The organism is Providencia sp. PROV261 (genome assembly GCF_028477945.1).
Lineage (GTDB): Bacteria > Pseudomonadota > Gammaproteobacteria > Enterobacterales > Enterobacteriaceae > Providencia > Providencia stuartii.
The window spans coordinates 73813-96629 of sequence record NZ_JAMPMC010000011.1; the positions used below are offsets into that span (position 1 = coordinate 73813).

The following is a 22817-nucleotide window of genomic DNA, read 5'->3' on the forward strand; positions in this document are numbered from 1 at the left end:
ATAACTGGCAATCGAATAAAACTATTTCCCACCCTGCCAGCGGGTAAATAAATCTTGGTCTAATTCAATATCAAATTGATCGAGGATTCGGTTCACTGTTTGGTCAACAATATCTTGAATGGATTTAGGCTGATGATAAAAGGCTGGCATTGGCGGCATAATGACCGCTCCCATTTCAGCCGCTTGCACCAGTAACTTTAAATGCCCTAAATGCAGCGGTGTTTCACGTACCCCTAGAACGAGTTTTTTACCTTCTTTCAAGACCACATCGGCAGCACGAGTGACTAATGTATCGGTATAGCTGTGTACAATGCCAGAAAGTGTTTTCATGGTGCATGGCATAATCACCATACCCGTTGTACGAAAGGAGCCGGAAGAAATAGCCGCGGCGATATCGCGGCTATCATAATGATGATCAGCTAATTGCTGAACCTCTTTGACACTATAATGTGTTTCTAATGATAAGGTTTGACGGGCCGCTGCGCTCATCACTAAATGGGTTTCCACATTCTTAACAGGTTTTAGCACCTCTAATAACCTAACGCCATAGATTGCGCCACTTGCTCCTGTTAACCCAATGATTAGCTTCTTCATTCTGCTCCCCGCACGATTCGATATCACCAACAACCATAGTAGCAATTATCGCAATGAAAAGCCCTTAAATCTATCAACCACAATCCCAGTTATAGACCACTTTGCTGAAATCTTTATTTTTTAAATCTTCAGGATGAATAAAAAAGTTACCGACGCCAATATCGCCCCATAAAATGCCAGTTTCATAATCACTGTCGATTTGCAGTAACAATACATAGTCCTGAATTTCTTTACGATACTCTCTAGGGTCGGTTTGAGTAAAGAAAGGATAGCCGCCAATACGATGACCGTTCGACACAAAGTGTTCATTGTAAGGTTCTAGCCATTCATCGTAAAAATCCTCGCCTTCAAACTGATCTTCGTAATCATACAGATCATCAACATCTAAAATTTTGCGGCCAAACTGAAAGTCGTTCGAGCTGATATATTGTGTCGCGGGTGTGAATTCGAGACTAAACTGCCCTTCTATTGGTGAGTAATACTCATCTTCATAAGCGGCTTCAATGGCGGAGAAGTCTTGTTGGAGTTTTGCGTTATCTTCAATAACACTCTCCCAATAGATGACGCGAAAACCGTTTTGGGTTTGTAGATCATCAAAATCCGCACCATACAAATCATCACCGCCGATAAAAAACTGCAATAATCCAGTTGTTGGATAGTTTTCAAGTGGCGGCATTTGTGCGAAATTAATTTGTGCCAATAGTTTTAAAGGAATGCCATCACTATCGACAGGAAAATCTGAGCCTAAAGGCAAATAAGGCATGCCACCAATACGACTTTCCCACAAAATCGGCTGTTCAACAGGCGTGAGTTGCATCTCTATGGTTGGTTTAGCTGTAGCCGTGATTTTATCAACAAAAGGCTTTAAGTTATCGGGTAAGGCTGTTAGGTCAATCATGAGAACTCCAGATGCATGAGGATATTCACAACAAGATACTCAATTAAAAACAGCAATATATCAGATATAACTGGAAATTTTTATTTTAATAACGTGCTTTTAATTCCTAACTTAAATATTGATTTCACAACGATTAATTACCTATTTTATCTCAAATAAGAGCCTAATATCTTTATTGTCTTTTGGTATCTGGTAATCAAATAAAAATCGCTTATGGTGATTAAATAAGAGCAAGAAACCGATTTCAGGTTAGCAACTGTTTTCATCACTGACTAATTTAAAGATTAAAATATATGCAGTTTTTTTGAATGTTTTTATTGAAAAGTATTTGTAGAATCAATCGCGGTGAATAAAAAAATGCCAGCAATCATCTCGCTGGCATTCTTAATATGTATAAAGAAATGATTAACCTTCGTTATAAATTTCTAGGTTCTCAATTTCATTTTGATCTTTAATTTTTAATTCATCGTCTTTACGGAGATTTTCTAAATAATCTAAATAAGTTTGATCAATATCTTTTGTGACATAGATACCATCAAATACAGAGCACTCGAACTCATTAATTTCTGGATTCTCTTCACGAACGGCATCAACCAAGTCATTCAGATCTTGGAAAATTAATCCATCTGCCCCAATCAGTTTACGAATTTCATCGACTTCACGCCCATGGGCGATCAATTCATTCGCGTTCGGCATATCAATGCCATACACATTTGGGAAGCGCACTTCTGGTGCAGCGGAAGCAAAATAGACGTTTTTCGCGCCAGCTTCACGAGCGAGTTCGACAATCTGCTCTGAGGTCGTGCCACGCACGATAGAGTCATCCACTAACAATACGTTTTTATCACGAAACTCTGCACGATTTGCATTGAGCTTACGACGCACCGACTTACGACGCTCCTGCTGGCCTGGCATGATAAAGGTGCGCCCCACATAGCGATTTTTGACAAATCCTTGGCGATATGGTTTATCTAATATGTGGGCAATTTCTAGGGCGATATCGCAAGAGGTTTCTGGAATTGGAATAACCACATCAATTTGCAGATCTTCCCATTCACGGGCAATTTTAGCACCTAATTTCTGCCCCATACGTAGTCTCGCATTGTAAACCGAGATCTTATCAATAAAAGAGTCTGGACGAGCAAAATAGACGTATTCAAATAAACAAGGCGTTAATTGTGGGTTTTCTGCACATTGGCGAGTATACAACTGCCCCTGCTCTGTCACATAAACCGCTTCACCGGGTGCGACATCACGTAAGAATTCAAAGCCTAACGTATCCAACGCAACACTTTCTGAAGCGACCATGTACTCTTGTGCACCGTTTTCTAATATGCGGCGCCCCAAGACCAATGGACGGATACCATAAGGGTCACGAAACGCCAACATACCGTGCCCAATAATCAATGCAACACATGCGTATGCGCCACGCAACCTTTTATGCATTGCCGCAACCGCCGTAAACACATTGTCTGGCTCTAACGGAAAGTGGTCAAAACGGTCTAATTCATAAGCCAATATATTCAACAAAATCTCAGAGTCGGAGGTTGTGTTGACATGGCGGCGGGCGGTTTCAAATAAACGGCGCGTTAATTCATGCGCATTTGTCAGATTACCATTATGAGCAAGGGTGATACCAAAAGGTGAATTCACATAGAAGGGCTGCGCTTCTGATGCACTCGAACTACCTGCGGTTGGGTAACGGACATGACCGATCCCCATATTACCTTGTAGTCGGAGCATGTGCCGCGTTTCAAAGACATCTTTGACGAGGCCATTCGCTTTACGTAAGCGAATATTATTTTTGCCATCAATGGTAGCAATCCCTGCTGCATCTTGCCCACGGTGCTGAAGCACCGTCAAAGCATCATAAATTGATTGGTTAACCGGCGTAACACCGGCGATACCGACAATACCGCACATTTAGTCTTTCCTCATCAGCCAGACGGAGAAATATTCTCCGGTAGGAAACTTGACGCATTTTGCAGGTAGTCAAAGAACCACCTGATTATATGACTGAACTGCGGAATAAGTTCCGAACGTTGCCAATCCTCACTTTGAGGTAGGGGCGTAAAAGTATCGAGAAAAAAGAGTAATGCCGATACAATCAATACCCCACGCAACGCTCCGAAGCAGATCCCCAGAACACGATCTGTACCCGATAAGCCAGTCTTTTGAACCAGAGAACTAATGACATAGTTCACAACAGCACCGACAATTAATGTCGCAATAAATAATGCTGCAATGGCGATACCATTTCGTACCAGTATATCCTCAAAGCGCGTAAAGTATTCCGCCAAGTAAGGATAAAATGTACTAGCAACAAAAAAAGCACAACCCCATGTGATTAGTGACAACGCCTCTCGAACAAACCCACGGATCAGGCTTACCAATGCCGAGAAGCCAATGATGGCAATAATTGCGTAATCTAACCAGACCATATCTTATTCCAAAATTCGCACCCACGGCAGTGGCTGGAGTGCATTCTAACAGAAAACGAAAACGTTTGCGTAACCAATTTACATACAATTTAAAAAAACCAGCGGCGAAAAGAAAAATTCATCTTCGCCGCTGTAATTGATTAAAAGCTCAGGCTTTTTGTGATATTCCTATTTTAATATCATGGCTTAAAAGCCCTAATCTCTCCCTGTAGCCCCGTGATTGAACGTAGCTCAGGTAGTGCGCCTTCTAACAATTGCCTTGAAGCTTCTGGTCCGACAAAAATTCGCGTCAGTTGCCCATTGACTGGCCGTGAAGGTACGGTATAAACCTGATACCCTGACAACCTCAATTTTGCGACAATTTCCTCAACTTTTGCTGCATTTTTCAACGCCCCAAGCTGTACCACAAAAGCTTTACCTTGTGGGGCCTGTACTTCTGGCTTAGGCTCAGGTTTTGGCTTCGGCTCTACTTTAACCTCAGGTTTTGGCGTTGGTTTAGGTTCAGGCTTTGGCTCCACCTGTTTAGGTGCCTCAGCAGGGATATTCGGCACCTCTTGAGGTTGAGAGGCAGAATTTGCAGCGGCTTGTTGCTCACGCTGTCGCTGTTGCTCCTCCTGCTTCTGCTCGGAAATCGCTTCTGACAGCATAGCCTCAGAAGCTTGGCCTGACGCCGGATTTTGTGCCAGCGGTGCAATAGCTTCGATATCCTGTTCATCACCAGGTTTAGGAATAATAGGAATGGCCGCAAATTCATTTTCATTATATTTCTTATCGCCATCAAGTAGCGCAGGCAATACAATGACCCCCGCCGCGATTAAAACAATGGCACCGACAAGACGATTCTGAAATTTACTCGCCACCGATTTTATCCTTTTGAATTTTCTAACAACATCATTACGTGAGCGACCGTATGGAATGAGCCACAAACAACAATGATGTCGTTATCTGTTGCATCAAGGCACGCTTTTTGCCACGCGTCATCGACTGAATCAAATACTTGAGGTGAATCAAGATATTGACTCAACTGCGAGGCAGGCGCCCCACGAAACTCAGTAAGAGGAGCCACATACCAATCCGTCACTTGCTCTGATAAACAGGTGAGTGTACCTTGAATATCTTTATCTCCAAGCATTCCCACCACGGCTCTGACACGACGCCCTTCCACAGCAGGCAGTTGTGCTAAGCGGTTTATCAAATATCCAGCAGCGTGCGGGTTATGCGCGACATCCAAAATCATTAATGGCTTTTCACCAATAATTTGGAAGCGCCCCGGTAACTGAGCCGATCGCAAGCCGTCATGAATTGCCTGATCAGTGATTTTAATCGCAAGTTGGCTATCAATCTCTTTAAGGCAACATATCACCCCCAATGCGGTCGCTGCATTTGCTAACGGCACATTAGGTAGTGGTAAATTCAGCCATTGGCATTGACGACTCTGCCATGCCCAACAATCATGCTGTTGTTCAAATGACCAATCTTTATCCCGACGAAACAGCAACGCACCGATATTTTCGGCATGTTGACCAATTGACTGAGGCATATCAGGTTCACCGACAACCGCATAGCGACCACCGCGGAATATACCGGCTTTCTCAAAACCGATATGTTCCCTATCTGACCCTAACCAATCGGTATGGTCGAGTGCAATACTGGTCACCGCCGCGACATCTGCATCGACGATATTCGTCGCATCCAAGCGACCACCTAAACCCACTTCAAGGATCACGACATCCAATGAGGCTTGCTTAAATAACGTTAATGCCGCCAGCGTGCCATATTCAAAATAGGTTAAAGAAATATCGCCTCGCTCTTGTTCAATCTCAGCAAAGGCACGGCAAAAGTCGGACTCGGTCAATTCCGAACCTTGGATACGAACACGTTCCGTATAACGAACAAGGTGTGGTGAGCTGTAAACACCTACTTTCAGACCGGCAGCCATCAAAATAGATTCAATCGTATGGCAGGTTGTACCTTTACCATTAGTACCACCGACGGTAATGACGCGAGGTGCGGGTTGTGTTAAACCCATTTTGCGGGCGACTAAGCCAACTCGCTCTAGCCCCATATCAATATTTTGGCTGTGCAAGTTTGTCTGATAAGAGAGCCAAGCCTCCAGCGGAGACTCGGCATTAGGGATTGTAAACTGATTATTCATCATCTTTTTTATGCTTAGCAGAGTCCTTTACTTGCTCAGGAGCATCGATGACAGCATCGTCACTGGCGATATCGATTTTCACATCCTCTTCTTCGACGACTAATGTATCTTCAGTGGTATTAAAACTTGGCTTGTTAGTCAACATTGCCAATACATCTGCCAAGGTATCACGCATTTCAGGGCGACGAACAATCATATCAATCGCCCCTTTTTCCAGTAAGAACTCACTACGCTGGAAGCCTTGAGGTAGCTTTTCACGCACAGTTTGCTCGATAACGCGAGGACCTGCAAAACCGATCAGCGCTTTTGGTTCAGCCACGTTGATATCACCTAGCATCGCCAAACTTGCAGAAACCCCCCCCATGGTTGGGTCAGTTAACACAGAAATGTAAGGTAACCCACGCTCTTGCATTTTGGCCAATGCCGCGCTGGTTTTTGCCATTTGCATCAGTGATAACAGCGCTTCTTGCATACGCGCACCGCCACTAGCAGAGAAACAAACCAATGGGCAGTTATCTTCTAGAGCTTGTTCAACCGCACGCACAAAACGTGCACCTACCACGGAAGCCATAGAGCCTCCCATGAAAGAGAACTCAAAAGCCGCCACGACAACTGGCATTCCTTTTAACGTTCCTTTCATTACGACGATAGCATCTTTTTCACCGGTCTCTTTTTGAGCCGCTGAGAGTCTATCTTTATATTTTTTGGAATCACGGAACTTCAGCGCATCTTTTGGCTCAAGCTCACTGCCTAATTCTGTTGTCGAGTTTTCATCGAGGAAAGCTTCAAGACGCTGGCGTGCATGAATACGCATGTGATGATCACATTTAGGGCATACTTGTAAGTTACGCTCTAATTCAGCCCCATAGAGGACTTGCCCACAGCTATCACATTTTGTCCAAACACCCTCAGGGATGTTGACTTTGTTTGATTGGGTCAAGTTACCTTTTTTTAATATTTTTTCAATCCAGCTCATTAATGGACCTTTTCGTCTGATTGATCTCTGACTTTCCTTAGCGAATTCAAGCAACAAAAATAATTGCCACATCAACTCACTCAGGTAAAACGCCAGTATGTAATTTTGTGCCATTAAACCACAATGGTACACCACTGTGGATAAAAACTTTTAAATCCGTTATGGATTATCACTTTTTTCAACCGCAACACGTTTTTCTTTCGCGGCGGCACGACGATGACGAATCACTTCGATCACCCCCGGAAGAATTGAAATAAAGATAATTGCCACTATCAATAATTTCAAATTCTGTTGTATAACGGGTAGATCACCAAACAGATAACCTGCATAAGTGAATGACAGTACCCATAATAACGCCCCTGTCACATTATAAAAGGCGAAATGACGATAAGACATTTTGCCCATTCCCGCAACAAATGGCGCAAATGTTCTAACAATCGGCACAAAACGAGCCAAAATAATTGCTTTACCACCATGCTTCTCATAGAAAGCATGGGTTTTTTCCAGATAAACACGACGGAATATTTTTGAATCCGGGTTTTTAAACAGTTTATCGCCGAAAATACGCCCGATCGCATAATTAACAGCATCACCAAGAATAGCGGCTGTAATCATCAATGCGACCATTAAATGTACGTTTAAATCATTGCTATCTAACGCGGAAATAGCCCCTGCGACAAACAGCAGCGAATCTCCCGGCAAAAATGGGGTAACGACCAGCCCAGTTTCGCAAAACAAGATCAGAAATAAAATACCGTACACCCATACACCATACTCAGCAACTAACTCTGCTAGATGGACATCGATATGCAAAATAAAGTCGATAATAAAACTGATAAACTCCATACAAACCTCATTATCAATAGCATCCATGCTATACTCATGATACCTTCAATGACGGCACTGTTGACTCTGCACATCCACACAAGTCACCTAGCTGCTTCTGAAATTATTTAGAGTATATAAAATTAGATTCACATCAGTTCGTCCGCTAAGAACAACGGCCCCATCACATTCGACGGTAAAGCGAATTTTTCAGGATAATCAACGGATACTAAATACAAACCATCAGCTTTGGCAGTTGCCGCAGCTTTCGTTCTGTCTTTTAGTTCGAGCAATTGTGCCATCCAATTAATATCCTGATTACCGCAGCCAATTTCTAGCAAACTTCCCACTATATTTCTGACCATATGGTGAACAAAAGCATTGGCTTTAATATCCACCACGACATAATTACCGTGACGTGTGACTTGCACATGCATCACATTACGCCAAGGTGTCCGCGACTGACACTGGACTGCTCTGAATGAGGTAAAATCATTTTCCCCCAACAGAGCTTGCGCCGCTTCATGCATCTTTTTTTCATCTAGTGGATAGTGAAAATGTGTCACTCCACTGGACAAAATCGCTGGCCGATAACGGTGATTAAAGATGACATAACGGTAACGGCGTGCTGTTGCACTAAACCTCGCATGAAACTCTTCATCGACAGGTTTACACCAACGTACCGCAATATCCTCTGGCAAATGGGTATTGACTCCCATTGTCCATGCGGCTTCTTTGCGGATCACAGGGGTATCAAAATGCACCACCTGCCCCGTTGCGTGAACCCCTGCATCCGTGCGACCTGCACAAAATACATTAATCGGATGATTCGCTACTTTTGACAAAGCGTCTTCAAGACAGCCTTGCACACTTTTCACTTCCTGTTGGCGCTGCCATCCATAATAACGACTCCCATTGTATTCGATGCCTAACGCAATGCGAGACAACTTTGTTGACTCTGACATCAGTAAAACAACTCCTGAGCCAGTTTTTCAGCCGTTTCCACTGCCATTAAAGCGCCACCGAAACGCACATTATCGGCCACCGACCAAAATTGCAAAATTTCAGGGATACCATAATCATTACGAATACAGCCAATACTTAAGCGATCATTACCCGATGCTTCAGTGACCTGAGTTGGATAATCACCTTCTTCTGAGACCTGAATATCATCAAAACGTTCCAGTTCATCTCGAGCTTCTTCTACTCCAACAGGACGCAATGTTTCGAGATACACCACTTGAGCATTGCCATAAAACACAGGCGATTGAATAAAACTCACCGCAACAGGTAGTCCATCGTCTTGTAAAACTTTTCTGACTTGTTCAACTAAACGGCGTTCTTGCTGTACACTGCCTTCCATATCTGCCAGCATAGGCAACATATTAAACGCCAATTGTTTACTAAAACGCCCTTCTTCCGCAGGAATACCGTTTAATAAGCGAGCACTCTGCCCCGCTAACTCATCAACAGCCGCTTTGCCATAGGAGGAAACAGACAACATGTTTGTTAAGGTGATACGGCCGATACCCGCCGCTTCAATCAATGGCTTCGTCGCACTAAGTAACTGACTTACATAACTATCCGCTAGTGCAATAATATTGCGGTTACGGTAATCAGCAAGCACATGAGGGTTCACGCTGGGAACAACTAAAGGTACGTCAGGTTCAAGCGCAAATACACCACTCGTATCAATCACGATGCACCCTTCTTGGGCGGCACGCTCTGCATAATATAAACTGGCTTCTTCCCCAGCGGCGAAAAACGCGATTTGAGCTTGTGACCAATCAAAATCGGTAGCGTCTTGAACTTGATAACTTTTATTATTAAAACGCAGGCTTTCTCCAGCGCTTCGTTCACTCGCCAATAGATGCAATTCGCCAACAGGGAACTCGCGTTCTTGTAATAATGCTAAAATAGCTTCACCGACAGCCCCGGTGGCTCCCAATAACGCAATATTCCAACCTTCAGTCATTGCTGTTTCTCCAAAAATATAACCATTAAATGAAATCATCTACGCGTCTTAATAAAAGGTTGATGTTACATTCACCAACCTTTATCGAGACACGCTGTGATCACTTAATTAAATGTGCATTAAAACCCAGTGCAGCAAGTTGAGATACCGTTTGTTCATCATCACAGTGCACTTCAAGAGAGGACCACTCACGGCGTTCTTGGTAGTGTTTACGTAATTTGTCAAATTCACCAGGGATTGCCGCTACTTCACGTAGTGCGGCATCATCGCGACGCACATCATACACCAGATGAACTAACCTTTTGAGTTGACTTTGCGTTAATTTACCGAGAAAAGTGATGGCGCTGATCTCCGGTTTCGGTAATAACGATGATAGCGCGATACGGTCCGGTTGACCTAAAAATTGGCAGTACGCTTCATAAACTTGAGTCGTACCACGCGCTTTCCCTTCTAAGGTATAACCTGCGATATGCGGTGTGCCAATATCTACCCATTCTAATAATTCAGTGTCTAAATTAGGCTCTGGCTCCCAAACATCTAACACAACGCTCATGTTTTTGCCTTGCTTTAACAAAGACAATAGTGCTTGATTATCAACAACCTCACCACGACTCGCATTAATTAAAATCGTACCATCACGTAAGTTAGATAAGCGTTCAGCATCCATTAAATGATAGGTTTTATCTGCGCCATCCATATTCAATGGGGTATGGAACGTTAGGATATCCGCATCAGCTAACAAGGTTTCCAGCGGTAAAAACGCCCCTTGTTCCTCCTTTGCTTTACGAGGCGGGTCACATAAAAGCGTTTTCACTCCCCAAGCGGATAATCGGTTAGCGAGGCGTCCACCCACATTCCCGACACCAACAATACCGACCGTTTTATCACGCAAATCGAAATGGTCACGTTCAGCAAGCATCAATAAGGCCGAAAAAACATACTCAACCACCGCAATGGCATTACACCCCGGAGCCGAAGAAAAGGCGATATTGGCTTCCTTCAACCATGCCGTATCTACATGATCAAAACCTGCCGTGGCAGTACCAACAAATTTGACAGGCGTTTCACTTAATAGTGCTCGGTTAACTTTTGTTATCGAACGTACCATTAACGCATCTGCATCCAGAAGTTCAACTTCAGGTACTGGACGCCCAGGTACGGCTTTAACCTCACCCAGTTTGCTAAACAACTGCTGAGCATACGGCATATTTTCATCAACCAAAATTTTCACTTTATTCGCCCCAATCATGTCATTGTATGCTCAATGATCAACATACAAACTACTGTATGGTTGTTTCATTTTATGAGTGCTTATTTTGCCACGTTCCACGCACATTGCCTATGTGCGATTACTGTGATTTCACTATTCTTTCGCACGGAAACGGTCGGGTGTTACCCCTGAGATCTGTTGGAACATCGCAATAAATGCAGACGCTGAGCTATAGCCAACATCCAGTGCGACTTCATGTACGCTTTTCCCTCGTTCCAGTGCAGAAACGGCGTGCAAATAGCGTAAACGCTGACGCCATTCGCTAAACGACATTCCCAGCTCTTGCTGGCAACGACGCGACAATGTACGCTCTGAGGTGTAACTCCGTTTTGCCCAATCCGCAAGTGTGGTGTTATCGGAAGGGTCTTTTTGCAAAGACGCTAGGATTGGCGATAAGAATTTATCTTTGGTGATAGGCAGATACGTTTTTTGGCAAGGTGACACTGCAAATTGGTCAATCAGTACACTGGCTAATCGTATGTCCTCCTCCGTTTGTGGCTCGACGACCCCCCTTTGATAAAGATCGGCCATAATTGTTTGAAAAATAGGACTGAGCTTAATCACACCAGCACGGGATGATAATTTATCGCTAAAACGTTGCGCGAAATCGATAATACGAAATTTCACACTCTGCTTATTAAAGCTTGCATGCTGTGTATTTGCGGGGATCCAAACACAAAATTCCGGTGGTGCAAGGTAGTGTTTGCCTTCGACTTCCATTTCCATAATGCCACACACCACATATAACAATTGACCAAATGGATGGGAATGCGATTTGTACTCGCTTTGAGTATCAATTTGTTCATGGCGCAATGCAATGAATGCAGGTTCGATAATATTGCATTCATTAATCAGCCATGTTGGTGATTTTTGATCTTGTTGCATAAATGTTGTCTGAAAACCGTTATCGAATGTCTGGATATCAGTATATATAAAAAATCTGACAACGGTATACTAACGCCACTCATTAGGGAGAAACTTTTAATGAAAAATTTATTATTTCCGCTAATAGCGGTTTTACTTTGGTCAATGAATGCGATAGTGAATAAAGCCGCGGCAACCGCTATCGATCCCGCCGCAATATCCTTTTACCGTTGGGCATTAGCTCTGCTTGTCATGACTCCATTTGTGCTACGCTCTGTCTTGCGTCACTGGTCGATAGTCAGAAAACATTGGTGGCAACTCGCCATTTTAGGGGCGCTGGGTATGATGCTCTACCAAAGCTTAGCCTATTATGCCGCTCATTCTGTCAGTGCAACCTTTATGGGAATTATGAACTCCTTAATCCCATTATTAACCGTTGTCATCAGTATTTTTGTCCTGCGAGTGATCCCAACCGTTGGTATTTTTATCGGTACTCTGTTATCGCTGGCGGGTTTAACTTGGTTAGTCAGCCAAGGTAACCCTGCAACGCTCTTTTCCCAAGGATTAGGCACCGGTGAGCTGTTGATGTTGATTGCCTCTGCCGCTTATGCCTTATATGGCGTCTTAACTAAGCGTTGGGCTATTCAATTATCAAGTTGGGATTCACTGTATGTACAAGTTTTCTTTGGCGTTATTTTATTAATTCCCAATTTCTTATTGGCAGATGACGTGTCGCTTAACCGTCACAACATTGGTCTTGTGGCCTTCGCGGGTATTGCAGCCTCTATCCTCGCACCTGCATTGTGGATCCAAGGGGTTATGCGCCTAGGCGCCAATACGACCTCGATTTTTATGAATTTAGCGCCAGTATTTACAGCAATCATCGCTATCTTTGCGCTCGGTGAAGAGCTGCAAAGCTACCATTTAATTGGTGGTGGCGTGGTATTATTAGGTGTTATGTTAGCACAGCAATTACGTACCCCTCTGACTCATCTTTTTAAGAGCAAGAAAAAAATTGAGCAGAAAAAAGATTGCTTAAACGACTCCTAGCAGTAAAATTAAGCTTCAAGCAATGCAATGTCGTAATCCATATGCCCCACACTTGTGGGGCTATGTTTTTTATTATGACCTATTAATTAGAATAGTTTGAACTAAATATAAATAAGCAAAACATTCCGTTTTGGACAAGTTATTCGCTAAGCAATTAATATTATCAGGAAAAGGAAATTTTTTATTCCACTGCCGTTAGATATCGTGCAAATCACGGCATGCTGGCTAAAACAACCTGACGCAATTTTTGCTTCAGGTTTTCCTGAAAAAGATCAGTTTATTCTTTAATACCCCAAGCGTTAACAACTGTAAACTAGCATTGATAATATATAAGTAATCGCGTTTAAAATAATAGTACAACTTGATTTATGATGAATATGAAAAAGGATAACCATGCTCCCTAATATTAAGCCACTGATAACACCGACTGTGCTTTTAACTGCATTGATAAGCCTAAGTTTTATTCCATCAATAAGTCAGATATCACCACTATCACCTAGTTATGCATTTTCTCAATCCGATGCCCCCCAAAAGGATTTAATATCACTGACCGAAAGTGCCAATAATGACTTATCATCAACGGTTAATCTCCCTACTATTTTTTCAATGATTGTTGACGATCATTATGCAAAAAAAGCTTATTTACTGTATCAAATCTATAATGGTGACAAATATGGAAAAAGTTTAAAACCCGATCAATTGCAGGCTCAAAAATACCTTCAGCTAGCTGCCGAACTTGGGCATCAAGATGCATTAATCGAAATGATTGACCAATCAACCAACCTTTATAATGCACCAGGGAAGTATCTTGATAGTCAAGCCAAAAAATATATCAATATGCTGCTAGAAAAATATCCGAATTCTCCAAAAACACTGATCACTGTAGGAAACCTCTATGCAGACTATAGAAAGCATTTTTATAATCCTGAAAAATCATTTGAACTAATTCAAAAAGCTAGTGAAATCTCACCATCAGCAGAAATCAACTATGATCTCGCAAAAAAGTACGCTCTAGCGCTAGGTACAGAGCAAAATTTAAAAAAGGCGATCAGTCTTTTACAAGAAAATATTACGAATGATAAATTAGTACAAGATAGTCAATATGCATTAGCACGACTCTATTTTCAATTTGATGTATCCGATGAAATTGGAAAAGATTTCGTTATGGATATACTCAGAGAAAGTGTTGAAAGAAATAAGTCCGCCTTGTTTCCAGATTATAGCTTAGCGCATTACTATGCAGACTACCTTTTAGAACAAGATCCGATTAATAATAGAGAATATGCTTTTTCCTTATACAATAGAGCAAGTCATTATTTTACTGATGCGAATATACATCATGCATTAGCGCTAATAAAATATGAAAAACACGAAAAAGAACAAGCCGCCTACCTTATTTTATCAACTTTAAAAGCGGATCAAAAATATCATTATCTCACCACAATAGAGCGTCAAAACGCTTATAACTTGCTCTTTAAACACTTTCTTGACTATCCTGGAACAATTCAATTTCTTGTTGAACAGTCACTTAATAATGAGCAAGTAAAATCAGCTATTCAACCTCTATTAAAGCAAAACCCTGACGCAAAGTTTAAATATGCCATAGCGAATGTTAACCGTATGAGCATCAAGAATACAATTGATGACAAGGCGTTAGCATTACATTATCAAGACATAATTACAGCCGCAGAACTGGGTTCCATTGATGCAATGCTGTTTATTATTCATGGTAAAGTCGATGATGACCGTCTACCCGGAACTCTTTTTGATGATAATAGATTTGACCAACTCACGGGGATAACGAATGATGATCGTTGGATGTGGCACAATAAATGCGCTGACCAAGGAAGTAACCGCTGTTTAGCCGAACTTGGTTATCGCTACCAATATGGTAAATTTGGCGTCGAAAAAGACTATTCAAAAGCACTTAAATATTATAAGCGCATTCATATTACACCGGATAATTATGAATTTCTTAATTATGAATCCGATATGAAGCTTATTGAAAAAGAACAACAAAAATTCAATGAGCTACTCAATCAATACAACAATAATGATGCCGAAGCCACCCACAGGCTAGCCGATGTCTATCGATTTGGTAAATATGGGCAAAAAGAAGACAATGTTAAGTGGCTTAAATATCTAGATCAAGCAGCAAACTTAGGTAGTGCTAAAGCATTACATGAATTATGGTCCTATTATGAGGATGAAGGTCAGCTCGAAAAAAACAGAGCTAAAATCATGAGCTATTATAGCAAGCAGATCGCCTCTGGGAATCAATCTGCTGCTCTCACCTTAGGCTTAAATTATTTATATGGGTTACACCTTGTTAATGCGAACCGAACGAAAGCGCGTGAATTATTGAAGAAATCAGGTAAAGATGGTGAGCGCTATCTCGCTGAAATGGATAAGTTTGATGAGAAATATACATTAAAAGATAAAAATGCCACCACTAATTATCAACTAGGCGTTGCACACACATATGGTCGGGGCGCCAGCATTGATCATTTAAAAGCGAGGCAATTTTTTAAAACCGCAGGAGAACAAGGCCATCAAGAATCTGCTTACACATATATTAGGTCATTGCAAAATGGTATTTATGATTATAAAAAAAATCGCTGGATCGCAGAACCTAATTGGTATGAAGCTATTTCGTGGCTAAAACAATACCCTCTCGCATGTTGTCAGGAAGATGAACTGCTTCGCTATAATACACTGGTATTACCGGCTTTAAATAATGATATTAATGCGACATTAAAACTTTCTCATTGGTATATTGAGCAACAACAACATACTGCTGCGGCCTATTGGTATAACAAATTACTTGATAAAAAAGATTTAAATATCATTATTCCTGCGCTTGATAAAATCATTACGAATGATGGCAAAAAGCGTGAATTGTACTCAGCGGGAACCTTGAAAAATGACTTATATTCTAAAGTACACTTTGCGTCTTTAGCTGTAAATAATAAAAAAGTCGCTGCAAACCCTGAACTCTACCAGTCTATGATTCAATTTCTACATGAGGGATTAGGCTCAAGCGATCCTATCATTTCAGATCTTGCATTTAACTCTTTACTTACTGCCTATAGAGATGGAACCGAACAGTATAGTTATATATTCCGTCGCCCGATAAATGAGAAAGCGTATGTAGAATTATTGGAGTCACAGTCTAAAAATCGTGATGATGTTCTCATGTTATTGTCAGAATATTACACAACCCAAAATCCCCAAAAGGCTCTAGATTATGCTCAAAAGGCTTATGAAAAAGGTGATATCAGAGCAGCTAAATATCTATATAATTTTTATTATGCTCACCTTGATGTCAATCATGAAAATCTTAAGCGTACTACTCAATATCTCAAAAAATATCTCAATATGAGGGAAAGTGCTGATGAGAAGATTATCAATGAGCTTACTCTTCCTACTGAACATATAATCGGCATTGCTGATATCTATTTCGAAGGCTTTTACGATATGCCACGAGATCTAGATAAGGCAATTGAGATGTATCAATATTTATTAAAATATGAACCTGAAATTGCTTTAGAAAAACTTTATGAGTCACATATCCTAAACGGAAATACCAATGAAGCTTATTACTATGCATTAATTCTCAATAAAGATACGGATAATGTCACCATGTTTAATACGCTAACAGATGTACAACGTGAAGCTATCAAAACACGTGTACAAGATTATTTTGATAACAAAAATACGAATAAATAAGTTAATTACAGCAATGAGGGTGCTAATGTTGATTATATTAATACCCTCATCTGACTTATCACTGGCTAGTTTGAAACACCACCTTTGCCAACAAACCACCGAGTTCTCTTCCCTTCAATAATTGCAGGTCGGTACCATGATAAATCGCAATATCTTTCACTAACGCAAGCCCGAGACCTGATCCTTCCATAGCTAATGCATTATTTAAGCGTGTAAATGCTTCCATTGAGCGACTGATTTTTTTATCGGGGATACCGGGTCCTGAATCTTCAACTTCTAATATGGTATGCTGTTTGTTTTCACTTAATAATATCCGTACCGTTACAATGCCGTTATCAGGGGTATATTTAATGGCATTATCGATTAAGTTCGCACACATTTCTGCCAATAAAATAGGCTCACCTTTAATCCATGATTGCTCTTGTCCTTCATAACCAAGGTCAATTCCTTTACTTTCGGCTTGCCCCAATCGTGTAAAACAAGCCTGTTGGACTAACTCCACTAAATTAATCGCGCGATAGTGACGAATAGCCTCTTTCTCATGCGCTTTTAAACGCGCGAGTTGCAATAACCTATCAGTTAAGACAATCGTACTGTCGAGGGTTTTATTAATCGCATGCAGACTTTGCTGCCGCTGAACTTCATTTGTACTATTCAGGGCAACCGACACTTGGGTTTTAAGTACCGTTAAAGGTGTTTTCAATTGATGAGAAGCGTCGGCACTAAAGCGCTCTTGGCGTTTAACCATCCGTTTTAGCCTTTCAATATAGCGATTCAGGGCGTCCACGAGTGGCGATAATTCAGACCATGGCAGAATATCAGGAATAGGTGTGAGATCATTAGCAGAGCGCCCCATCATTAACTGAGATAACTTTTTCAACGGCGTTAATAGCTTACTCAGTAATAAATAGGCCAGCACTAATGTCAGGAACACGACAGTACCTTGGCTCATTAATGAGGATATTAATAGTTGACGAGCAAACTCATGCCGCGAAGAGACTGTTTCAGCAACGCGAATTTGCACCATTCCCATCATGCCACCTTCATTTATCGGTTGATAAAACGTGGCCACACGGATAGGCAAACCTTTATATTCGGCATCATAAAAATAGACCAGCGCCGTATAGTACTGAGAGCGCATCCAATTTGGGGGGATTTCAGGTAGGTCATCATAGCCAGAAATCGTTTCACCATTAGGCGCAATCACTTGGTAAAACAATCGGTCATTAATATTTCGTTCGAAACTGTCTAAAACGACATAAGGAACATCAACAATCAAATGACCGTTTTCAACCTTTAGCCGCTCGGCAACAGTACGAGCCGAAGCCAATAATGTCCGATCATAGGCCTGATTTGCCGCGTTTTTGGCACTGTAATAGTGAGTATAAACGGAGAATCCCCCCAACATAATGAGGGGGATACCGAAAAAGAGCAGTAACTGATGAAAGAGAGAGCGTGGATGAGAGACTAATTTCATACACTACACTGCTCTAATCGGTATCCTAATCCGCGAAGCGTATTGATATTGACATCGGTTCCTGTGAGTTTTTTTCTTACTCGATGCACATACAATTCAATACTCTGTAAGTTAGCTTCATCGGACAATGAAAAAACCTGTTCGAATAATTGTGTCTTTGAGACAGGCCGCCCACGACGATGAAATAATGTATTAAGTACTGCGAATTCTCTTGGTGTTAAGGCCAGCGGCTCTTTATCCACTAAGAAATAGCCTTCTTCATGGTAGCAAAGTGAACCAAAACGTTGTGGCTCATTCACCTGCCCTTGGCTCCGCCGTAATAATGCTCTGATCCGAGCTTCTAATTCCGCTAAATCAAACGGTTTAGTGAGATAATCATCTGCCCCTGCATTTAACCCTTTGACCCTATCTGAGACATCTGAGTTTGCCGTTAACAACAACACGGGGATCTCTTGACCCCGTTTTCTCATTTGGGCAAGTACTTCTAACCCGCTGAGCCTTGGCAACGACACATCTAATACCACTAATGAGTAGCTTTCTGTTTGTAATAATTGATCAGCAATCGCGCCATCACTCGCAATATCGACAGCAAAGCCGGTCGAACTAAGCGCTTTTTGTAACCATAACGACAACTCGTCATGATCCTCAACCAATAATATTCTCATTTGTATGCTCTCAATTCATTCAATACTGAGTATACGTTCGCATTAACCCCTGAGAAATAAAATACTTAAGCACAATATTTTCAAGGTGGCTCACAAGAATATTATATGAATACAAATTAACATTAAATTAACAAGTTAAAACTACTAATAATAAACAATCTGATATTCATCACAAAAAAACAACTTCATTTGTTAATGAAAGGTAAATGAAAGCTTTATGAGCCCATGATGATGATTAGAAAAACAACAATGACATCTCTTTTTGTCTGCTTTTTTGTGAGGAAATAAAGAATGAAAAAAACATCATTAGCGACACTCGCTGCTGCCCTTTTCTTTGCTGGTCTTAACCAAGCTGCGGCTCTACCTGAGCGTACTGAATGTATCGCACCAGCAAAACCCGGCGGTGGATTTGATTTAACCTGTAAGTTAGTGCAAGTTTCCCTACTCGAAACCAAAGAAATTGAAAAACCCATGCGTGTTACCTATATGCCTGGTGGTATTGGCGCGGTGGCTTATAATGCCATCGTTGCACAACGCCCAGCCGAAGCTGGCACAATCGTTGCTTTCTCAGGCGGCTCACTGCTTAACCTAGCGCAAGGGAAATTTGGTCGTTACAACGAAAATGATGTACGTTGGCTCGCCAGTGTGGGAAGTGATTACGGCATGATAGCGGTTCGTGAAGACTCTCCTTATAAAAATCTAAAAGATCTGATGGAAGCATTCAAAAAAGACCCTAACAGTATCGTCTTTGGTGCTGGTGGATCGGTAGGTAGCCAAGATTGGATGAAGACGGCATTACTCGCGAAACAGATTGATGTGGATCCGCGCAAAATGCGCTATGTGGCCTTTGAAGGCGGTGGCGAAACTTTAACTGCACTGTTAGGTAATCACATCCAAGTCATGTCGGGTGATATGAGTGAAATGGCTCCTTACCTTAATGATGGGAAAGTGCGTGTATTAGCCGTTTATTCCGATAAGCGCCTTGGTGATGGCCTTGAAAATATTCCAACAGCGAAAGAACAAGGTTACGACATTGAGTGGCCGATTATTCGTGGTTTCTATATGGGGCCAAAAGTCTCAGATGAAGATTATAATCAATGGGTTGAAGCCTTCAAAAAACTCCAACAAACCGATGAGTTCAAGAAACAACGTGAGCTACGCGGGTTATTTGAATATAACTTAACAGGTCAAGAGCTGGATAGTTATGTCAAAAAAGAGATCGAGCAATACCGCGAACAAGCTCGTTCATTTGGCTTAGCGAAATAACGGAGGCCAATAATGAGCCAACGCATATTCGCCATTGTCTGGCTAATATTGTGTGGTATCGGCCTCTATATTGGCTGGGGGATACAAAGTGAATACGCCTATGAACCACTTGGCCCCCGCCCTTTTCCGATAGCCATACTTTCGTTAATGGCTTTATGCGCATTCATCTTACTTGTTGGTAAACAAGAAGCGATTGAATGGCCTAAGGCATATGTGTTACGTCGCTTAGTATTACTCATCCTTTCATTGGTTATCTATGCTTGGGTATTTGAGTGGCTAGGCTTCCCGTTATCGACCTCTCTATTGACTATCAGTATTGCGTTGCTGTTTGGCGCGACACCTATTGCTGCCATCATTTCCGGCCCAGTATTAGGTATCACGCTTTTTTATGCTTTCGACAAGCTACTGGATGTCACTTTGCCAATTGGCAACTTGTTTAATTAAGGAGATAGCCATGGAAACTTGGATGTACCTTTCACAAGGCTTTGAAGTGGCACTAATTCCACAAAACCTAGTGATCGCACTTATCGGTTGCTTTATTGGTACGGTTGTCGGTATGTTGCCTGGATTAGGGCCAGTAAACGGCGTTGCAATACTTTTACCGCTCGCTTTTGCCCTTAAACTGCCTGCTGAATCGGCTTTAATATTGTTGGCAACCGTCTACCTAGGCTGTGAATATGGCGGTCGAATCTCGTCTATTTTATTAAACGTGCCCGGTGATGCTGCCGCGATTATGACAACCCTTGATGGCTACCCTATGGCAAAACAGGGTAAAGGTGGGGTGGCGTTATCAATTTCAGCGGTAAGTTCCTTTATCGGCTCTACTATCGCTATCTTCGGGATCATTCTATTCGCCCCATTACTTGCACAATGGGCGCTGGCGTTCGGCCCCGCCGAATACTTTGCGCTCATGGTATTTGCCATCGCGTGCCTTGGCAGTATGATGAGCCAAAACCCAGTTAAATCCCTACTGGCTGCATTAATTGGCCTCGCATTCGCCACGGTGGGTGTTGATGCAAACTCTGGTGAGTACCGCTTTACTTTCAATAGTGTCAATTTATCGGATGGCATCCAATTTATTGTGCTCGTTATTGGGCTATTTTCCGTTAGTGAAATTCTATTGATGTTAGAAGGAACTGCAACAGGCCAAGGGCTGATCCGTAAAACAGGCCGTATGCTGTTCAATCGTAAAGAGGCTAAAGCTTGTGCTGGCCCTACGTTACGCTCCTCTTTTATCGGTTTTTTTGTCGGTGTCCTCCCCGGAGCAGGTGCTACCATCGCCAGTGCTATTACCTATATGACAGAGAAAAAAATCAGTGGGGCTAACAACCAGTTTGGTAACGGTGATGTACGAGGTGTTGCAGCGCCAGAAGCTGCTAATAATGCTTCAGCCTGTGGCTCATTTATCCCAATGTTGACCCTTGGGGTTCCCGGTTCAGGTACGACCGCCGTTATGATGGGCGCATTAACACTGTATAACATTACTCCAGGTCCTGGCATGTTCACGGAACAACCGGATATTGTGTGGGGATTAGTCGCGGCATTGTTGATAGCCAATATCGTTTTATTGATCATGAATATTCCATTAATTGGGCTATTCACACGCATGCTCTCTGTGCCACTTTGGTTCTTAGTACCGACAATCGCCACCATATCAGCCGTTGGAGTATACGCGGTTCACAGTACTACATTTGACTTACTACTCATGATGGGACTTGGCATATTTGGCTATATCCTACGGAAAATGAATTTCCCATTATCGCCGTTGATCCTTGGCTTTGTTCTTGGCGAGATGTTGGAACAAAATTTACGTCGCTCTTTATCTATCAGTAATGGTGATTTCGATATTCTTTGGAGTAGTTCGATTTCTCAATGCTTACTGGTAATAGCTGTACTTGTTCTCGCTCTACCACCAATTATTAAATTAATACGTAAAAAGCGCCAACACCAACCATCCACCCTCTCGGATTAAGCTTATATTATCTCATCGATTTCTCTGTAAACTTTGCCCCGACCGGTAGTTAGGGGCATTTTTTATTACTGAGCATCACATTGCATTTAGTACAAGGCGTTAAACATTCAGCAAGTCAGCCAATGTTCCCTTTACCTATTTATACTCAGTGAGCACTCTTAGACGACATTATTTGTTATGCTTAAATTGTTACAAGCTTTTTTTAAATGGCAGCCTAAGCCACTTCATCATAATCAATTTGTGACTGTATTCAATAACCTATACCAAATCAGTAGCGAGTACCCTGCCACAATAACGTATAAAGATAATGGTGAGCTATTAGCGAAAACGGTTGGTAAAGTCCATCTGTATTGCGATGGCAAATTGGTACTACGCCTCACTAAGAATGTCAGTGTCATTACAATTGGCGTAGTGGATAACAAAGCAAAAGTGATTAATATTAAAAAAGATGTGTTCCGTTTTCCGTCAAATACATCATCATCACATCCGCCCTATTTATCACCAAGCAGTGATTCAGACAGCCATCATCATACAAGTCGTTCTGACGATAACCATAGTGGCCACTTTTCAGGCGGTGATTCAGGTGGAGGAGATTGTGGCGGTGGCGGCGGCGGTGATTGACCATAAAAAAAAGCGAGAATCGAGGTTCTCGCTTTTAAT

Annotated in this window: 20 protein-coding genes; 6 read left to right on the forward strand and 14 right to left on the reverse strand. The window is 42.0% G+C overall.

What is annotated here, in order from left to right; genetic code table 11:
* Positions 1–21: 21 nt before the first annotated feature.
* The 12 genes from PR675_RS07660 to PR675_RS07715 form a co-directional block, all read right to left on the reverse strand.
* The gene (locus tag PR675_RS07660) at positions 22–594 is read right to left on the reverse strand and encodes a UbiX family flavin prenyltransferase (RefSeq protein ID WP_004921169.1); all 573 of its coding nucleotides are present in this window, start codon (positions 592–594) and stop codon (positions 22–24) included.
* A 73-nt stretch (positions 595–667) separates the two neighbouring features.
* The gene (locus tag PR675_RS07665; protein WP_060561125.1) at positions 668–1492 is read right to left on the reverse strand and encodes a YwqG family protein; all 825 of its coding nucleotides are present in this window, start codon (positions 1490–1492) and stop codon (positions 668–670) included.
* Positions 1493–1897: 405 nt separating this feature from the next.
* Positions 1898–3415: an amidophosphoribosyltransferase gene (purF, locus tag PR675_RS07670; RefSeq protein WP_036940930.1), complete on the reverse strand. Its 1518-nt coding sequence runs from the start codon at positions 3413–3415 to the stop codon at positions 1898–1900.
* Positions 3416–3429: 14 nt separating this feature from the next.
* A complete protein-coding gene (gene cvpA / locus PR675_RS07675; protein WP_004921179.1) occupies positions 3430–3933 on the reverse strand; it encodes a colicin V production protein in 504 nt (167 codons plus the stop codon).
* 179 nt (positions 3934–4112) lie between these two features.
* The gene (gene dedD / locus PR675_RS07680; RefSeq protein ID WP_004921181.1) at positions 4113–4793 is read right to left on the reverse strand and encodes a cell division protein DedD; all 681 of its coding nucleotides are present in this window, start codon (positions 4791–4793) and stop codon (positions 4113–4115) included.
* A 5-nt stretch (positions 4794–4798) separates the two neighbouring features.
* Positions 4799–6088 (reverse strand): bifunctional tetrahydrofolate synthase/dihydrofolate synthase, encoded by a 1290-nt coding sequence (gene folC, locus PR675_RS07685; RefSeq protein WP_192840893.1) that lies wholly within the window; start codon positions 6086–6088, stop codon positions 4799–4801.
* Complete coding sequence (accD, locus tag PR675_RS07690) at positions 6081–7064, reverse strand: acetyl-CoA carboxylase, carboxyltransferase subunit beta (RefSeq protein WP_036943936.1); 984 nt, start codon at positions 7062–7064, stop codon at positions 6081–6083. The genes folC and accD overlap by 8 nt, the downstream gene beginning before the upstream one ends.
* A gap of 159 nt (positions 7065–7223) precedes the next feature.
* Positions 7224–7910, reverse strand: a complete 687-nt coding sequence (locus PR675_RS07695; RefSeq protein ID WP_036943938.1) for a DedA family protein — start codon at positions 7908–7910, stop codon at positions 7224–7226.
* A gap of 128 nt (positions 7911–8038) precedes the next feature.
* On the reverse strand, positions 8039–8854 hold the full coding sequence (gene truA, locus PR675_RS07700; RefSeq protein ID WP_004921188.1) for a tRNA pseudouridine(38-40) synthase TruA: 816 nt from the start codon (positions 8852–8854) through the stop codon (positions 8039–8041).
* Entirely contained in the window at positions 8854–9864 is a 1011-nt protein-coding gene (locus tag PR675_RS07705; protein WP_014656277.1) for an aspartate-semialdehyde dehydrogenase, read from the reverse strand. Before PR675_RS07705 ends, truA begins: the two co-directional genes overlap by 1 nt.
* A 100-nt stretch (positions 9865–9964) precedes the next feature.
* Positions 9965–11095 (reverse strand): 4-phosphoerythronate dehydrogenase PdxB, encoded by a 1131-nt coding sequence (gene pdxB, locus PR675_RS07710; protein WP_060561182.1) that lies wholly within the window; start codon positions 11093–11095, stop codon positions 9965–9967.
* A 132-nt stretch (positions 11096–11227) separates the two neighbouring features.
* On the reverse strand, positions 11228–12019 hold the full coding sequence (locus PR675_RS07715) for an AraC family transcriptional regulator (RefSeq protein WP_004921194.1): 792 nt from the start codon (positions 12017–12019) through the stop codon (positions 11228–11230).
* Between the two features lie 99 nt (positions 12020–12118).
* Between PR675_RS07715 and PR675_RS07720 the strand changes: the two genes are divergently transcribed.
* Both PR675_RS07720 and PR675_RS07725 read left to right on the forward strand, forming a co-directional pair.
* The gene (locus PR675_RS07720; protein ID WP_014656279.1) at positions 12119–13048 is read left to right on the forward strand and encodes a DMT family transporter; all 930 of its coding nucleotides are present in this window, start codon (positions 12119–12121) and stop codon (positions 13046–13048) included.
* 393 nt (positions 13049–13441) lie between these two features.
* Entirely contained in the window at positions 13442–16777 is a 3336-nt protein-coding gene (locus PR675_RS07725) for an SEL1-like repeat protein (protein ID WP_060561127.1), read from the forward strand.
* 58 nt (positions 16778–16835) lie between these two features.
* On the opposite strand, the gene PR675_RS07730 is transcribed toward PR675_RS07725, so the two are convergent.
* Both PR675_RS07730 and tctD read right to left on the reverse strand, forming a co-directional pair.
* Positions 16836–18254 carry a sensor histidine kinase gene (locus tag PR675_RS07730; RefSeq protein WP_014656281.1) on the reverse strand — a complete coding sequence of 473 codons (1419 nt, stop codon included), beginning with the start codon at positions 18252–18254 and terminating at the stop codon, positions 16836–16838.
* Positions 18251–18919: a transcriptional regulator TctD gene (tctD, locus tag PR675_RS07735; RefSeq protein ID WP_004921202.1), complete on the reverse strand. Its 669-nt coding sequence runs from the start codon at positions 18917–18919 to the stop codon at positions 18251–18253. The genes PR675_RS07730 and tctD overlap by 4 nt, the downstream gene beginning before the upstream one ends.
* A gap of 291 nt (positions 18920–19210) precedes the next feature.
* On the opposite strand from tctD, the gene PR675_RS07740 reads away from it, so the two are divergent.
* From PR675_RS07740 to PR675_RS07755, 4 genes are all read left to right on the forward strand, one after another.
* Positions 19211–20185, forward strand: coding sequence for a Bug family tripartite tricarboxylate transporter substrate binding protein (locus tag PR675_RS07740; RefSeq protein ID WP_004921205.1), 975 nt, complete (start codon positions 19211–19213; stop codon positions 20183–20185).
* Between the two features lie 12 nt (positions 20186–20197).
* The gene (locus PR675_RS07745; protein WP_004921207.1) at positions 20198–20629 is read left to right on the forward strand and encodes a tripartite tricarboxylate transporter TctB family protein; all 432 of its coding nucleotides are present in this window, start codon (positions 20198–20200) and stop codon (positions 20627–20629) included.
* A 10-nt stretch (positions 20630–20639) separates the two neighbouring features.
* Positions 20640–22157, forward strand: coding sequence for a tripartite tricarboxylate transporter permease (locus tag PR675_RS07750; RefSeq protein ID WP_060561128.1), 1518 nt, complete (start codon positions 20640–20642; stop codon positions 22155–22157).
* Positions 22158–22334: 177 nt separating this feature from the next.
* Entirely contained in the window at positions 22335–22778 is a 444-nt protein-coding gene (locus tag PR675_RS07755) for a hypothetical protein (RefSeq protein WP_060561129.1), read from the forward strand.
* The last annotated feature ends 39 nt before the right edge of the window (positions 22779–22817 follow it).